The sequence below is a fragment of the Pseudomonas capsici genome (assembly GCF_017165765.1).
In the GTDB taxonomy this organism is placed as follows: Bacteria; Pseudomonadota; Gammaproteobacteria; order Pseudomonadales; family Pseudomonadaceae; genus Aquipseudomonas; species Aquipseudomonas capsici.
The window spans coordinates 305,213-320,892 of record NZ_JAFGZD010000001.1; the positions used below are offsets into that span (position 1 = coordinate 305,213).

The window sequence follows — 15,680 nt, forward strand, 5'->3', positions numbered from 1 at the left end:
GTTCAGGGCGCGATTTGCCGGACTCAGCGGTAAGTGATGAGTTCCGGCGCCTTCAGCAGTTGCAGGTGTGTGTCACTGTTGAAGGAAGCCAGGGTTACCTTGCTGCCACTGAATTCCAGTCGGTTCAGCGAGGTGTTGACGATATGCCAGTTAAGCTCGAATGCCTGCTGCGCGGGCATTCCGGTAACAAGGTGCAGCAAAGCCGTGATGGTGCCGCCGGAAGTGAACACGGCGATGCGCTCATGTCTGCCGGCCGCTTCGATGATTCTGTCCAGGCCCGCTTTTACGCCAGCGACGAATGCCAGCCAGCTTTGCATGCCTGGTGTGTCGTGTTCGCCGCCCAGCCAGCGGCTGACGATCTGCGCGAACAGGCGCTGGAATTCGGCCGGGTTATGGCCAGCATTGCGCAGGATATTCAGGGTGTCGGGTTCATCGGGGAGCATGGCGGGTATCAGGGCGCGCACGACACCCTCGGCATCGAACTCATTGAAGGCGCTGTCGATTTCCAGTGCAGGTGCTTCAAGGCCGGCCTCGGCCAGTTGGGCCAGAGCATTCTGTGCAGTGTCTTTCTGACGCCGCAGATTGCCGGACAGGCAACGGTCCAAGCGTAGCCCGAGTTGTGCCAGATGCGCGCCGAGTACCTGAGCCTGACGGATACCGACAGGCGACAGGACGTCGTAATCGTCTGCACCGAATGAAGCCTGGCCATGTCGTATCAGATAAATGCTGCCCACGTCCGTGTCGTCTCGGTACGTTGAAGGTCCGGCGAGGTTATGGGGGATGGCCGGGGCCTGTCAACGAAAAAACATACGCTCGTTTGAAATTACTGTTTTAACTATTTGCAACAGGTAGCGCGCTGGTGAACGCCCGGACGCGTCGGTATGCTTTAGCCATCGCAGCCCTTGACTGGTAAGGGCGCAACGCAAGTGAGGAACATCTGTGGATTTTGTCGCCGATTACGCAAGTTTTCTGGCCAGGACGGTGACGCTGGTCATTGCCATCGTCATCGTGCTCGTGGCTATTGCGTCAGTACGTGGAAAAGGCCGTCGCAAGTCGGCAGGACAGCTTCAGGTCACCAAGCTCAACGAGTTCTACAAAGGCTTGCGCGAGAATCTGGAGCAGGCACTGCTCGACAAGGATCGCCTCAAGGTCTTGCGCAAGGAGCAGGCCAAGGCTCTGAAGAAAGAGAAGAAACAGGCCGAGCCCGAAGTCAAGCCACGGGTCTACGTGCTGGATTTCAATGGCGACATCAAGGCTTCTGCCACCGAAAGCATGCGTCATGAAATCACCGCATTGCTGACCCTGGCCACTGAAAAGGACGAAGTGGTCCTGCGCCTGGAAAGCGGCGGCGGCATGGTTCACAGCTATGGCCTGGCATCATCGCAACTGGCGCGTATCCGTCAGGCGGGGATTCCGTTGACCATCTGCATCGACAAGGTCGCGGCCAGCGGTGGTTACATGATGGCCTGCATCGGCAACAAGATCATCAGCGCTCCGTTCGCGATCCTCGGTTCGATTGGCGTCGTGGCGCAGTTGCCCAACGTGAACCGGCTGCTGAAAAAGCACGATATCGATTTTGAAGTCCTGACCGCAGGTGAGTACAAGCGCACTTTGACCGTATTCGGCGAAAACACCGAGAAGGGCCGTGAGAAGTTCCAGCAGGACCTGGATATCACCCATGACCTGTTCAAAGGCTTCGTTGCCAGTTATCGCCCGCAGTTGTCCATCGATGAAGTGGCGACCGGTGAAGTCTGGCTGGGTATGGCGGCTCTTGAGAAGCAACTGGTCGATGAATTGCAGACCAGCGATCAGTATCTGGCCGAGCGGGCCAAGGAGGCAGAGGTCTTTCACTTGAACTACGCCCAGCGCAAGAGCCTGCAGGAGCGGGTGGGGCTGGCGGCCGAATCATCGGTGGATCGGCTGGTGACCGGCTGGTGGAATCGTTTGACCCAACAGCGTTTCTGGTGATGCCTTCGCGAATGAATTGGCTCTGTCCTCGTTAAGTGTTGTGGTGTCTCTGGTATAGCGTTGGTAATGCTGTAGGAGTTCGCCCGCCGCCCCGGCACCGCGCTGTCGCGTAGCAAACAGGTGCCGTGTGGTTGCTGATTGAGGGTCCGGCTTGAGGCCGCCTTGCGCCTTTACGGCGCGTCACTTTGGTTTCGGCCAAAGTAACCAAAACCATTGCTCCGGGTTCGGCCCCGCCTGACGGCGGGGTTCCTTCGCTCCGGCACTGATCCGGCGGTCGCCGCAATGGGCCATCCATGGCCCTGTGCGGCTAACTCTGCATCCATGCAGAGTTACCACCGGATCAGTGCCTCCACTCAGCCTTCACCAACGTCGCGTTCTGCAGCGCCCTCACGATTGCGGCAAAGAGCTTTTACGCTTGCGCTTTTTAAACCGAGATGGTCCAGACGCCGCCGATTGCGACGTAAGGGAACCCCGGCTTGCCGGGGCCGAACCGGAGCCCATGGTTTCCCCCCTTTGCCGAAACAAAGGGGGCCGCCGTAAAGGCGGAACCGGTAGAACCAGCACATACCGATAATGGATATGTCCACCGGAAAACGTTTTACCCCACGAAAAATACTTTTAATTCATGGTCTTGCTTGATGAGAGGCAGCTTGCTGGCGACAACGGTGAAGTCGCCAGCAAGCTGCCTCCCACAGTCCTCTGACGGACTACAGAGCGAATCCCTTCGCGAAACACTGCCCGTCAGCGACGACGGAACAGCGGCAGAGGCTCGTCGGTTGCAGCCTGGTAGGTCACCGAGAAGTCCTTGAGGCCTTCCAGGGCGTCGTAAGGGTCTTTGTCGGCGCGGACGGCGAAAGCATCGAAACCGCAGCGACGCAGGTAGAACAACTGGTCACGCAATACATCGCCAATTGCCCGCAACTCGCCCTTGTAGCCATAGCGATCACGCAGCAGGCGTGCATTGGAGTAGCTGCGGCCATCGGTGAAAGCCGGGAAGTTCAGGGCAATGACCTGGAACTGGTCGACATGCTCGCCGATCTCTTCAGCTTCCTCATCGCTGTCCAGCCATACGCCAAGACCGCCATCGCGGGCCTTGAGTGCATGGCCGTGTTCACGCCACAGCGCCAGCGGAACGATCAGGTCATCGCAGTTGGACAGGCTGTCGAAAGTCGTTTCCTTGGGCAGCAGGTGCCAGGTTTCGTCGATGACTTCGTTGTTCTTAATGATTCGCTGCATAGACGCGCTCCTTGAAAGGGTCAATGCCAATACGCTGGTAGGTGTCGATGAAGCGTTCGTCTTCGGTGCGTTTCTCGACGTAGACGTCAATCAGCTTCTCGATCACATCCGGCATTGCTTCCTGGGCGAAGGAGGGGCCGAGGATCTTGCCCAGGCTTGCATCGCGGCTGGCACTGCCGCCGAGCGAAACCTGATAGAACTCTTCGCCTTTCTTGTCCACGCCCAGAATGCCGATATGGCCGACGTGGTGGTGACCGCATGCGTTCATGCAGCCGGAAATGTTCAGGTCCAGTTCGCCGATGTCGAACAGGTAGTCCAGATCATCGAAGCGACGCTGGATGGATTCGGCGATCGGGATCGACTTGGCGTTAGCCAGGGAGCAGAAATCACCGCCAGGGCAGCAGATGATGTCGGTCAGCAGGCCGATATTCGGAGTGGCGAAGCCGCCTTCACGCAGTTCGTTCCAGAGAGTGAACAGCTCCGATTGCTCGACGTCGGCCAGAATGATGTTCTGCTCGTGGGAGGTGCGCAACTGGCCGAAGCTGTAGCGGTCGGCCAGGTCGGCAACGGCGTCCAGCTGTTTGTCGGTCAGGTCTCCAGGAGCAACGCCGGTTGGCTTGAGCGACAGGGTCACGGCAACGTAGCCCGGCTTCTTGTGGGCCAGGACATTGCGGGTACGCCAGCGGGCGAAGCCGGGATGTTGAGCGTCCAGGGCGGCCAGCTCGTCGTGCTGGTCGCTGAGAGCCTTGTATTGCGGGTCGACGAAGTGCCTGGCAACGCGCTGCACTTCGGCTTCGGTCAGAGTGGTCTGGCCGCCGCGCAGGTGAGCCATTTCGGCTTCGACCTTTTCGGCGAAGACTTCAGGCGTGAGTGCCTTGACCAGAATCTTGATCCGGGCCTTGTACTTGTTGTCGCGACGACCGTAGCGGTTGTAGACCCGCAGGATGGCATCCAGATAGCTCAACAGATCCTGCCATGGCAGGAATTCGTTGATGAAAGCGCCAACTACCGGAGTACGGCCAAGGCCGCCACCGACCAGGACGCGGAAGCCCAGCTCGCCGGCAGCGTTGTACACCGGCTCCAGGCCGATATCGTGTACTTCAATGGCTGCGCGGTCGCTTTTCGAGCCATTGATCGCGATCTTGAACTTGCGCGGCAGGTAGGCGAATTCCGGGTGGAAGGTGGTCCACTGCCGAACGATTTCACACCATGGGCGCGGGTCGATCACTTCGTCGGCGGCTACACCGGCGAACTGGTCGGTGGTCACGTTGCGCAGGCAGTTGCCGCTGGTCTGGATGGCGTGCATCTGCACGGTGGCCAGTTCGGCCAGAATATCCGGCACGTCTTCCAGGGCCGGCCAGTTGAACTGGACGTTCTGGCGGGTACTGATATGTGCATAGCCCTTGTCGTAATCGCGGGCTATCTTGGCCATCATGCGCGTCTGACGCGACGTCAGTTGGCCGTAAGGCACGGCAACGCGCAGCATCGGCGCGAAACGCTGGACATAAAGACCGTTTTGCAGGCGCAGCGGTCGAAACTCTTCTTCGCTCAGTTCCCCTGCCAGATAGCGTCGGGTCTGGTCACGGAACTGCTTGACGCGGTCCTCGATGATCCGCTGATCGTACTCGTCGTATACGTACATATAGGTCCTGTTCTCAGGCTTCGTAATGAAGCAAGGTCTGCTGCGTCAAACGCGACTGTTGTAAACACGGTCTGCCTTTGCTCGCGAAGCCTTGCGCCATCCAGACAATTCTGCGCGCACGGTCGCGCACTCCCTACGGAGCGCGGCGAAGATACCAGTTTGCAGATATCGGTAAAAGTGATGTTTATATATATGCAAATCGTTAAAAGCGATAAGCAAAAGATGCTGGTCATATGACCTTGCTTGCCGTGTGGAAAATTATCGACTTTACTCATTGTCTGGCGATGCCTGATGAGGGCACGACCTGATTCTTTCATATGCAATCACCTATAAAACCGACAAGAGGCGATGCGATGAGCAAGCACCCGAAGACCACCCGGTCCGATAGCCATGTGGATGCCTGGGCTATTTCCTTCATCATTCTGCTGGCAGTAGGCGCTGCTGTTTTCTGGGTCAGCGGGCAATAGCGCAACCTGACTTTTCGAGAGGCAGATTGCGCGGCTCTCCAGTATTCGGAGTGGGTGGCCGATAACCATTCATCGCTTGGTCATTCCAAGGCTTTGTGAATATGAATGGTTTTATCTGTCGCTGCCTGATCATTCTCGCCGGTATATGGAGCGGTTCGCTGCTGGCCGCTTCCGTCACTTTTCTCAGCCCGGGCTTTGCGGCCGATGGCTACTGGCAGAGTTATGCCCGTGTCATGCAATCTGCTGCCGAAGGCACCGGCATGTCACTCGAAGTGTTGTACACCGACCGCGATACCCGGAAGTTGCTGGCCATGGCCCGAGAAGCACTGCAGGGCGCTGGCGAGCGTCCCGACTATCTGGTTTTTTCCAATGAACTGAATGTGGCCCCTCAGGTGCTGCGTCTTTCCGAGGGTAGTGGCGTCAAGCTGCTGGCCGTCAACAACACATTGACCGAGGATCAGATGCGGATTCTCGGTGATCTTCCCGCGCGATACCCCAATTTCCTCGGCAGTCTGGTCGGTAATGATGAGGAGGGCGGCTATCTGACGGCCAAACGGCTGATCAGCCTCTATCCCGGACTCGCCGACGGTAAGCCCGTCGAGATGCTGGCGTTTTCCGGCACCAACTCCACCCCGGTTTCCCTGGAGCGTGAGCGCGGTATGCGCCGTGCACTTGCCGAGTTTCCGCAGGTTCATCTGCGCCAGATCGTGCTGGGTGGCTGGCGTCGGGACAGGGCGCAGGAACAGGCTCGTGTACTGCTCAAGCGCTATCCGGATATCCGTCTGATCTGGGCTGCAAATGAGCAGATGGCTTTCGGTGCCATGGATGCCTTGCGCGAGCGTGGCGGCGAGCCGGGCAGGGACATCCTTTTCAGTGCCATTAATGGCACGAAGATTTCGTTGCAGGCGCAGTTGAGTGGTCATCTGAGTGTGGTGGCGACCGGGCATTTCACCATTGGTGGCTGGGCGATGCTTCTGTTGCATGACTATGAGATGGCTGATGTGCAGACTCGCAAGCGCATCGGCGATCGCTGCGTCCGTGTGCTGGAACTGGTGGAGCGACATGATGCCAGGCGGTTTCTGGAGGCGGCCAAAGTCGAGCGTTACTATCTGGACAGGCAGGCATTCAGCCGCGAGCCGGTGGGTGATGATTCGCCGTTTGCCCTCAAGAACATGCTGCCGATGGTTCAGCCCGAGGCGAAATAAAGCACCAGTTGCACGATGCCGAACAGGGTCAGAGCGAAGAAAACGGTAAACAGCAGGCCCAACAGCAGAAAGTGGGAAGGTTTGCCGTGGGTGAAGTCGCGCTGGCGATTCCTGTTGCTTTGCACGCCAAAGGCAGCAGCCATGACGCTGTGCAGCATTTGCCAGAAGGTGGGTGGCTTGCCCTGGTCTTTTGGCGAGTCATCGGATGGATCGTCCATAAGCCCTCGCTGACCGGCCTTCAAGTGATCGGGTCACTTACAGCATAGCCAACGTCGCCTTTCCATGAGCGGCGATGCGTCCATGGAAAGGCGGCAGGCGACGGATTACTCGTCGTAACCCAGGTTGGGGGCCAGCCAGCGTTCGGTCACGTTCAGATCCTGACCTTTGCGAGCGGTGTAGCTTTCGACCTGATCCTTGTCGATCTTGCCCACAGCGAAGTATTGCGCCTGCGGATGGGCGAAGTACCAGCCACTGACAGCGGCAGCCGGGAACATGGCGTAGTGCTCGGTGAGGAATACACCGCTCTTGCCGGGCGTATGGGGCGGCGTACCTTCAGGCAGCGGGTCGAGCAGGGCGAACAGGGTGCTTTTCTCGGTGTGATCCGGGCAGGCCGGGTAACCCGGTGCCGGGCGGATGCCCACATATTGCTCCTTGATAAGCGCTTCGTTGTCCAGATGCTCGTCCCTGGCGTAGCCCCAGTACTCCTTGCGCACCTGTTGGTGCAGCCATTCGGCGCAGGCTTCGGCCAGACGGTCGGCCAGTGCCTTGACCATGATCGAGTTATAGTCGTCGCCCTTGTCCTGATAGGCCTTGGCCACTTCTTCGGCACCGATGCCGGCAGTGGTGATGAAACCGCCTATATAGTCGGTCACGCCGCTGTCCTTGGGCGCCACGAAATCGGCCAGGGAGAAGTTCGGCTTGCCATCGGTCTTGATGATCTGCTGGCGCAGGTGATGCAGCTTCGCCAGTGGCTGGCCGTCTTCGCCGTAGACTTCCAGATCATCGTCATTGACCTGATTGGCAGGCCAGAAGCCGAATACCGCACGGGCGCTGATCAGTTTTTCGTCGATCAGCTTGCGCAGCATCTGCTGGGCATCGGCAAACAGCGTGGTGGCAGCTTCGCCGACCACTTCGTCGGTCAGGATGCGCGGGTATTTGCCGGCCAGATCCCAGGAAATGAAGAACGGCGTCCAGTCGATGTATTCGGCCAGCACATCCAGGTCTATATCTTCAAGGATGCGGGTGCCGGTGAAGGTTGGTTTGGCCGGTTCGTAGCTGTTCCAGTCGAATTGCGGCTTTTTCGCCACGGCCGCGCCATAGCTCAGGCGTTCGGTACGGGCGCTGCGAGCCGAGGTGCGTTCCCGGACTTCGACGTACTCGCGGCGGGTTTTCTCGATAAAGCCGGCTTTCAGTTCCTTGGACAGCAACTGGGTGGCTACACCCACGGCGCGGGAAGCGTCGGTGACATACACCACGGCGTCGTTGCTGTATTTGGGCTCGATCTTGACCGCCGTATGCGCCTTGGAAGTGGTCGCGCCGCCGATCATCAACGGCAGATGGAAATCCTGGCGCTGCATCTCGCGGGCGACATGGACCATTTCGTCCAGCGAAGGCGTGATCAGGCCGGACAGGCCGATGATGTCGCACTTCTCGTCGCGAGCCACTTGCAGGATCTTCTCGGCTGGCACCATGACGCCCAGGTCAACGATGTCGTAGCCGTTGCAGCCCAGTACCACGCCGACGATGTTCTTGCCGATGTCGTGCACGTCGCCCTTGACCGTGGCCATCAGGATCTTGCCCTTGGCTTCGGGCTTGTCGCCTTTTTCCAGCTCGATGAACGGGATCAGGTGCGCCACGGCCTGCTTCATCACGCGGGCGGATTTCACGACCTGCGGCAGGAACATTTTCCCGGAGCCGAACAGATCGCCCACCACGTTCATGCCGGCCATCAGCGGGCCTTCGATCACTTCGATCGGGCGCGAGAAGGACAGGCGGGATTCTTCGGTGTCTTCGACGATGTGAGTGGTGATGCCCTTGACCAGCGCATGCTCGAGGCGCTGATTCACCGGCCAGTTGCGCCACTCTTCGGTTTCGGCTTCCTTGACGCTGCCATCACCCTTGAAGCTGTCGGCAATCGCCAGCAGCGCGTCGGTGCCTTCGGGGGTACGGTTGAGCACCACGTCTTCGACCCGCTCGCGCAATTCGGCCGGGATCTGGTCGTAGATTTCCAGCTGACCGGCGTTGACGATACCCATGCTCAGGCCGTTGCGGATCGCATGCAGCAGGAATACCGAGTGAATCGCCTCGCGCACCGGGTTGTTGCCGCGGAACGAGAACGACACGTTGGAAACGCCGCCGGAGCTCAGGGCATAGGGCAGTTCGTCACGGATATAGGCGCAGGCATTGATGAAGTCCACAGCATAGTTGTTGTGCTCTTCGATGCCGGTAGCAATGGCGAAGATGTTCGGGTCGAAGATGATGTCTTCCGGCGGGAAGCCCACTTCATTGACGAGGATGTCGTAGGAGCGCTTGCAGATTTCCTTCTTGCGCGCTTCGGTATCGGCCTGACCGGCTTCGTCGAACGCCATGACCACCACCGCAGCGCCATAGCGCTTGCAGAGTCGTGCATGATGGATGAACTGCTCGACGCCTTCCTTCATGCTGATGGAGTTGACGATGCCCTTGCCCTGGATGCATTTGAGGCCGGCTTCGATCACGTCCCACTTGGAGGAGTCGATCATGATCGGCACGCGGGAGATGTCCGGCTCGCCTGCGATCAGGTTGAGGAAGGTCACCATGGCCTTCTTCGAGTCCAGCATCCCTTCGTCCATGTTGATGTCGATCACCTGGGCACCGGCTTCGACCTGCTGCAGGGCGACTTCCAGGGCTTCGGTGTAGTTGTCTTCACGGATCAGGCGGGCGAAGCGGGCGGAACCGGTGATGTTGGTGCGCTCGCCGACGTTGACGAACAGCGACTGGCGATCGATGGTGAACGGCTCGAGACCCGACAGGCGGCAGGCCTTAGGAATATCCGGGATCTGGCGCGGCGCGTAGCCGGATACGGCTTCGGCAATCGCCTTGATGTGCGCAGGCGTGGTGCCGCAGCAGCCGCCGACGATGTTCAGGAAGCCGCTCTGAGCGAATTCCTCGATGATCTTTGCCGTCTGGCTGGGCAACTCATCGTATTCGCCGAAGGCGTTGGGCAGGCCGGCGTTCGGGTGCGCGGAAACATGGGTGTTGGCCTTGGTGGCCAGCTCCTGCAGGTAAGGGCGCAGGTCACTGGCACCCAGGGCGCAGTTCAGGCCTACCGAGATCGGTTTGGCGTGGCTGATGGAGTTCCAGAAGGCTTCGGTGGTCTGGCCCGACAGGGTACGGCCCGAAGCATCGGTAATGGTGCCGGAAATCATGATCGGCAGCTCGAAGCCGATTTCCTCGAAGACACCCTGCACGGCGAAGATCGCCGCCTTGGCGTTGAGGGTGTCGAAGATGGTTTCGATCAGGATCAGGTCGGCACCGCCTTCGATCAGGCCGCGAGTGGCTTCGGTGTAGTTTTCGACCAGTTCGTCGAAGGTCACGTTGCGATAGCCGGGGTTGTTTACGTCCGGCGACAGGGAGCAGGTGCGACTGGTCGGGCCGAGTACACCCGCGACAAAGCGCGGCTTGTCCGGGGTTTCGAGGGTCTTGGCATCGGCCACCTTGCGCGCCAGGCGTGCGCCTTCCACGTTCAGCTCGTAGACCAGCGCCTCCATGCCGTAATCGGCCTGGGAAACCTGAGTGGCGTTGAAGGTGTTGGTTTCCAGAATGTCTGCGCCGGCATCCAGATAGGCCTTCTCGATGGCACCGATCACATCGGGACGAGTCAGGACCAGCAGGTCGTTGTTGCCTTTGACATCGCTCGGCCAGTCGGCAAAACGTTTGCCACGGTAATCCTCTTCCTCGAGCCTGTAGCTCTGGATCATGGTGCCCATGCCGCCATCGAGGATCAGGATCCTCTGTTTCAGAGCGTTGAGAAAGGCTTGATGGCGGGCGCTGCGGTCAGACATGGGAATACCTTGGAAAGGCCGATACAGAGGGCCGAGATCATACCAAACCGGAGCGCTTTTGGTGTTGATGGCGGCTTTGCATGAAAATAGCTCATGTTGAAACCCGCTATCCCCTGTAGAATTGCGCGATTTGATTTCAAGGCCCCGGATATGCCGTACCGCTCGTTGCAAAGCCTCGTTCTGCTGTTGTGGTGCTGCGCTGTCCAGGCTCAGGGAGTGCCTGCGGCATCGGCACCGAATATTTCCTATGTGCGTGATATCCAGCCGATCCTGACTCAGAAGTGTGTGGCCTGCCATGCCTGTAACGATGCGCCTTGCCAGTTGAATCTGGGCAGCGGCGAAGGCATGAGTCGCGGGGCCAACAAGATGCCGGTCTATCAGGGCGAGCGCAGTGCCGCGATGACACCGACTCGTCTGTTCTATGATGCGCAGGGCACCGATGCCTGGCGGAGCAAGGACTTTTATTCGGTGCTCGATGCCCAGGGCAGTCAGGCTTCCCTGATGGCCCGCATGCTGGAACTGGGCCACAGTGCGCCATTACCGCCCAACAGCAAGATCCCGGACGACATCGTGCTGGGCCTGAACCGGGAAAACCTCTGCCCGTTACCGGGCGAATTCCCGGCCTATGCCCAGGCGCATCCCACGGGTGGCATGCCGCTGGCAGTGGCCGGTCTGAGCGATGCCGAATACCAGACCCTGCAACGCTGGCTGGCAGCCGGTGCGCCGGTTGAGCAGCAGCCCATCAGGCCCAATATCGCCGAGGCTGCTCAGATCGCCGAATGGGAAGCCTTGCTCAATCGTCCGGGCTCCAGAGAAGCGCTGGTGGGCCGCTGGCTGTACGAGCATCTGTTTCTGGCTCACGTCTATTTTGAAGGCGGCGATACCGGGCATTTCTTCCAGTGGGTCCGCTCGCGCACGCCAAGCGGCAAGCCTGTCGATCTGATTGCCACCCGGCGTCCCAACGACGATCCGGGCAATGACTTCTATTACCGGCTGATTCCCGTACAGGGCGTGATCGTCCACAAGACTCACATCACCTACCCGATGAGCCCCCAGAAGCTCAAACGGGTCAAGGAACTGTTTTACAGCTCCAGCTGGAGCGTGAATGCAATGCCTGGCTATGGCCCGGGGCATCGTGCCAACCCGTTCCTGACCTTCGAGGCGATTCCGGCGCAGGCGCGTTATCAGTTCATGCTCGATAACGCCGAATACTTCGTGCGCACCTTCATCCGCGGGCCGGTGTGCCGTGGCCAGATTGCGACCGACGTGATCCGCGACCATTTCTGGGTGCTGTTCCAGGAGCCGGGTCATGATCGTTACATCACCGATGCCCAGTATCGCGGGCAGGCAACGCCTTTGCTGGCCATGCCGGGTCAGAACGATGAAGTCGGCAGCATCCTGAGTCTGTGGCTTTCGTACCGGGACCGTCGCAACGCCTATGAGGATCTGCGCCGCGACAGCTACGCCAGCATGACGCCACCGAGCTGGTCGACGCTGTGGGCCGGTAACGATAACTCGCTGCTGACGGTGTTCCGTCATTTCGACAGCGCCTCCGTGACCAAGGGGTTGATTGGCGATGTTCCGCATTCGCTGTGGCTATTCGACTATCCGCTGCTGGAACGCACCTATTACCAGTTGGCAGTGAACTTCGACGTCTACGGCAATATTTCCCATCAGGCCCAGACCCGGCTTTATTTCGACCTGATTCGCAACGGCGCGGAAATCAACTTCCTGCGTCTGATGCCGGCAGACAAGCGCGAGAAGATGCTGAGTGATCTGTATCAGGATTCCGGCAAGTTCAAGATGTGGCTGGACTACCAGCGCATCGATGGCGATACCGCCAGCGGCCTGAAACTCGACGGGCATCATCCTCGTCAGGACTTCGCACGGCAGTTGATTCAGCGCTCCGGTACGCTCAATGCCGCACCGGACCCGATCAACCGCTGTCTGGGCGCTTACTGCTCGCGGCCGGGTATCGGTCCTGCCTTTGCCCAGGCAGAACAGTCCCTCAGTCGGCTGGTTTCACGGCCTGCTGCGGGCCTCAAGGTCATCGATCAGTTGCCCGAGGCGACCATGTTGCGTGTCGAAGACGCCAGCGGCAAACGCATGATGTACAGCATGCTGCGCAACCGCGCTCACAGTAACGTGGCCTTCCTGCTGGGCGAGTCCTATCGTTATCAGCCGGGCCTGGACACCCTGACCATTTACCCGGGTGTGCTCAGCAGCTATCCGAACTTCATGTTCAACATCCCGGCCGCTGAAGTGCCCGGTTTCGTCGATGCCATGCAGCAGGTCAAGGATCAGGCCGGGTTCGAGAAAATTGTGGAACGCTGGGGTGTGCGGCGTACCCATCCGCTGTTCTGGACCTATTTCCATGACATCAATCGGTATATTCAGGAGACCGAGCCGCGAGAGAGCGGTGTGCTGGACATGAACCGCTACGAAAACCTGTAGAAGTCGTCGCAGGCCACGTAAATCGTGGCCTGCGGCCACTACTGTTTCCTGAACGAAACAGGATTTCTCTGATCTTTTTTGTCATCTGACTGTCCGACCCCATGCGCGTCCGGCTCACTTCGAGTGTCGGGCTTGGTTGAAAAGGCAGGTGACAAGAGGTTGGGTAGATGTTGATTTCGGTTCAGGCTTTACGGGCTTTCGCCGCGTGGGTTGTTGTGTGTCATCACTTCATGCAGATTTTTTTCGATTTCAAGGCCAGCGGTCCCGTTGGCGAGTTCTTTGTTTCCAAGGGCGCCGTGGGCGTCGATATCTTCTTTGTCATCAGCGGACTGGTGATTTACCTCTCGACCCATAACAGCGACATGCCCGCCGGGCGTTTCATCCTGCACCGCCTGATCCGTATCGTTCCCGCCTACTGGCTGTATACCGCTGCCATGGGACTGTTGCTGCTGGTGGCGGCTCCCTGGTTGCCGCATCAGGTGATCGGCTGGCAGAACTTCCTGCTTTCGCTGTTTTTCATCCCTTCTGAAAACCCCGGTGGTTATGGCCTGTACCCCACGTTGAACGTCGGCTGGACCTTGAACTACGAGATGCTGTTTTACGTGCTGTTTTCCATGGTGTTTCTGTTCGAGCAACGCCATCGGCCCCTGATCATCGCCGCAGCACTCTTTGCCGTGACCGAGATTCTGGCTCGCAGCGGCCTGATCAGCCGGTTCTACGGTAACGACATCGTCTACGAGTTCCTGCTGGGGATCGGCATCGGCATGCTGTATCGCCGGGGCTGGATCAAGGAAGGGCTATGGCTGCCATTGGCGGGTATGGTCGCCGCCATGATGGTGATTCATCACCTGACCAACGAGCAGCGCCTGCTGAACTGGGGGCTGCCAAGCGCCCTGATCGTGTTCTGCGCCATCTCGCTTGAGCCCTACTTGCGTCGCAGTCGCTTGCTCAAGTCCATGGGGGACTGTTCCTATTCGGTCTATCTGCTGCATGTTCTGGTGCTTTATGGCGGCCTGCTAATGGCTCAGCGCTTTGCCTTGAATCCGTATGTGGTATTTGCCTTCTGCGTGCCGATCATCGCCATCGGCGCATGGTGCAGTTACGAGTGGATCGAGAAGGGCCTGTATCGCCGGATGCGTCGTAGTCTGGATGCTCGTCGGGAGGGTGGAGGCGCTGTTGCTCTTTCCTGACAAAAACACTAGGACTTTGTATGCGCATCCGATTGGCGTAAACTGCCCGCAAGTCTGCGAGGAACGTTCATGACCGCTATCACTATTACCGATGCTGCCCACGATTATCTGGCCGATCTGCTGGAAAAGCAGAATACCCCGGGTATCGGCATCCGCGTGTTTATCACCCAGCCTGGCACCCAGTACGCTGAAACCTGCATTGCCTACTGCAAGCCGGGCGAAGAAAAACCTGAAGACAAGGCCATTGGCCTCAAGAGCTTCACGGCCTGGATCGACGGTTTCAGCGAAGCCTTTCTGGATGACGCCGTGGTCGATTACGCCACCGATCGCATGGGCGGCCAGTTGACCATCAAGGCGCCAAACGCCAAGGTGCCGATGGTCAATGCCGACAGCCCGATCAACGAGCGCATCAACTACTACCTGCAAACCGAGATCAATCCGGGGCTCGCCAGCCACGGTGGTCAGGTGACCCTGATCGACGTGATCGAGGAAGAAGAGCGCAATATCGCCGTTCTGCAGTTCGGTGGTGGTTGCCAGGGCTGCGGTCAGGCCGATGTCACCTTGAAGGAAGGTATCGAGCGTACCTTGCTGGAGCGTATTCCCGAGCTGTCGGGTGTGCGTGATGTGACTGACCATACCCAGAAAGAAAACGCTTACTACTGAGTTGTTTTCTCCGCGAATGAATCCGTTCCTGCCGTGGGAGCGAATTCATTCGCGAACATCTTCAGGGCCTGAACAGATGCGCATGTCCGGCGCGATACAGCGATGAATCGCCAAACGTATCGTCAGCCAGTACACGACCGACCAGAATCAGCGCCGTACGCTTGAATCCCTTCTCCTGCACCTTGTCGTGAATGTCGGCCAGGGTGCCCAGAACCCAGTCCTGATCCGGCCAGCTTGCGCGATGGACCACGGCTATCGGGCAGTCCGCGCCGTAATGCGGTATCAGTTCTTCGACGATTTTCTGCAGGTTGCTGACCCCGAGATGAATGGCCATGGTGGCGCGATGCTGGGCCAGGCTTGCCAGCTCTTCGCCAGCGGGCATCGACGTCTTGTCGGCGTAGCGGGTCAGGATCACGCTCTGGGAAATGTCCGGCAATGTCAGTTCGGTACCCAGCAAGGCTGCGCAGGCGGCTGTGGCCGTTACACCGGGAATGATTTCAAAGGGAATGTCCAGCTCGCGCAGGCGGCGAATCTGTTCGCCAATCGCGCCATACAGGCTCGGGTCGCCGGAGTGCACCCTGGCCACATCCCGGCCTTGTTCATGAGCAGATTTCATCAAGGAGATGATCTGTTCCAGGTGCAGCTCGGCACTGTTGACCACCTGAACGGCTCGATTGCCATCCAGTACTGCCACCGGCACCAGTGATCCGGCATAGATGATGACCGGGCAGCTATGGATCAGTCGTTGTCCCTTGACGGTGATCAGATCGGGATCGCCAGGGCCTGCGCCGATGAAAAAGACAGTCAATATA

The 15,680-nt window shown here is 58.9% G+C and carries 11 protein-coding genes; 5 read left to right on the forward strand and 6 right to left on the reverse strand.

All coding sequences use genetic code 11. From position 1 onward, the window contains the following. Positions 1 to 23: 23 nt before the first annotated feature. Positions 24 to 734 (reverse strand): histidine phosphatase family protein, encoded by a 711-nt coding sequence (locus JSY17_RS01330; RefSeq protein ID WP_206401152.1) that lies wholly within the window; start codon positions 732 to 734, stop codon positions 24 to 26. Between the two features lie 205 nt (positions 735 to 939). On the opposite strand from JSY17_RS01330, the gene sohB reads away from it, so the two are divergent. Next, positions 940 to 1,968 (forward strand): protease SohB, encoded by a 1,029-nt coding sequence (sohB, locus tag JSY17_RS01335; protein ID WP_200977929.1) that lies wholly within the window; start codon positions 940 to 942, stop codon positions 1,966 to 1,968. A 741-nt stretch (positions 1,969 to 2,709) separates the two neighbouring features. Here the strand turns inward: sohB and JSY17_RS01340 are convergent. Further along, on the reverse strand, positions 2,710 to 3,204 hold the full coding sequence (locus tag JSY17_RS01340) for a DUF934 domain-containing protein (protein ID WP_117165188.1): 495 nt from the start codon (positions 3,202 to 3,204) through the stop codon (positions 2,710 to 2,712). Further along, positions 3,188 to 4,846: a nitrite/sulfite reductase gene (locus JSY17_RS01345; RefSeq protein ID WP_117180901.1), complete on the reverse strand. Its 1,659-nt coding sequence runs from the start codon at positions 4,844 to 4,846 to the stop codon at positions 3,188 to 3,190. Before JSY17_RS01345 ends, JSY17_RS01340 begins: the two co-directional genes overlap by 17 nt. Positions 4,847 to 5,414: 568 nt before the next feature. Between JSY17_RS01345 and JSY17_RS01350 the strand changes: the two genes are divergently transcribed. After that, entirely contained in the window at positions 5,415 to 6,518 is a 1,104-nt protein-coding gene (locus JSY17_RS01350) for an ABC transporter substrate-binding protein (protein WP_206401153.1), read from the forward strand. Here JSY17_RS01350 and JSY17_RS01355 read toward each other — a convergent pair. Together JSY17_RS01355 and metH are read right to left on the reverse strand one after the other, a co-directional pair. Further along, positions 6,500 to 6,736 carry a DUF2970 domain-containing protein gene (locus JSY17_RS01355; protein WP_117165185.1) on the reverse strand — a complete coding sequence of 79 codons (237 nt, stop codon included), beginning with the start codon at positions 6,734 to 6,736 and terminating at the stop codon, positions 6,500 to 6,502. The two genes, JSY17_RS01350 and JSY17_RS01355, sit on opposite strands and share 19 nt — an antisense overlap. A gap of 105 nt (positions 6,737 to 6,841) precedes the next feature. Continuing rightward, positions 6,842 to 10,561 carry a methionine synthase gene (gene metH, locus JSY17_RS01360; protein WP_206401156.1) on the reverse strand — a complete coding sequence of 1,240 codons (3,720 nt, stop codon included), beginning with the start codon at positions 10,559 to 10,561 and terminating at the stop codon, positions 6,842 to 6,844. Positions 10,562 to 10,711: 150 nt separating this feature from the next. Here metH and JSY17_RS01365 point away from each other — a divergent pair, with 150 nt between their 5' ends. The 3 genes from JSY17_RS01365 to nfuA all read left to right on the forward strand — a co-directional run bounded on the left by JSY17_RS01365 (position 10,712) and on the right by nfuA (position 14,868). Beyond that, complete coding sequence (locus JSY17_RS01365; RefSeq protein ID WP_206401159.1) at positions 10,712 to 13,015, forward strand: fatty acid cis/trans isomerase; 2,304 nt, start codon at positions 10,712 to 10,714, stop codon at positions 13,013 to 13,015. A gap of 167 nt (positions 13,016 to 13,182) precedes the next feature. Then, positions 13,183 to 14,205 carry an acyltransferase family protein gene (locus tag JSY17_RS01370; RefSeq protein WP_206401161.1) on the forward strand — a complete coding sequence of 341 codons (1,023 nt, stop codon included), beginning with the start codon at positions 13,183 to 13,185 and terminating at the stop codon, positions 14,203 to 14,205. A 69-nt stretch (positions 14,206 to 14,274) separates the two neighbouring features. Beyond that, positions 14,275 to 14,868, forward strand: coding sequence for a Fe-S biogenesis protein NfuA (nfuA, locus tag JSY17_RS01375; protein WP_025259876.1), 594 nt, complete (start codon positions 14,275 to 14,277; stop codon positions 14,866 to 14,868). Between the two features lie 61 nt (positions 14,869 to 14,929). On the opposite strand, the gene cobM is transcribed toward nfuA, so the two are convergent. Continuing rightward, positions 14,930 to 15,676: a precorrin-4 C(11)-methyltransferase gene (gene cobM, locus JSY17_RS01380; protein WP_117180896.1), complete on the reverse strand. Its 747-nt coding sequence runs from the start codon at positions 15,674 to 15,676 to the stop codon at positions 14,930 to 14,932. Positions 15,677 to 15,680: the final 4 nt, after the last annotated feature.

Bases quoted from the DNA above. Each gene is read 5' to 3' on its own strand.
- JSY17_RS01340 (WP_117165188.1), bottom strand. From the start codon at position 3,204: ATGCAGCGAATCATTAAGAACAACGAAGTCATCGACGAAACCTGGCAC.
- JSY17_RS01345 (WP_117180901.1), bottom strand. From the start codon at position 4,846: ATGTACGTATACGACGAGTACGATCAGCGGATCATCGAGGACCGCGTC.
- JSY17_RS01350 (WP_206401153.1), top strand. From the start codon at position 5,415: ATGAATGGTTTTATCTGTCGCTGCCTGATCATTCTCGCCGGTATATGG.
- JSY17_RS01355 (WP_117165185.1), bottom strand. From the start codon at position 6,736: ATGGACGATCCATCCGATGACTCGCCAAAAGACCAGGGCAAGCCACCC.
- metH (WP_206401156.1), bottom strand. From the start codon at position 10,561: ATGTCTGACCGCAGCGCCCGCCATCAAGCCTTTCTCAACGCTCTGAAA.
- JSY17_RS01365 (WP_206401159.1), top strand. From the start codon at position 10,712: ATGCCGTACCGCTCGTTGCAAAGCCTCGTTCTGCTGTTGTGGTGCTGC.
- JSY17_RS01370 (WP_206401161.1), top strand. From the start codon at position 13,183: ATGTTGATTTCGGTTCAGGCTTTACGGGCTTTCGCCGCGTGGGTTGTT.
- nfuA (WP_025259876.1), top strand. From the start codon at position 14,275: ATGACCGCTATCACTATTACCGATGCTGCCCACGATTATCTGGCCGAT.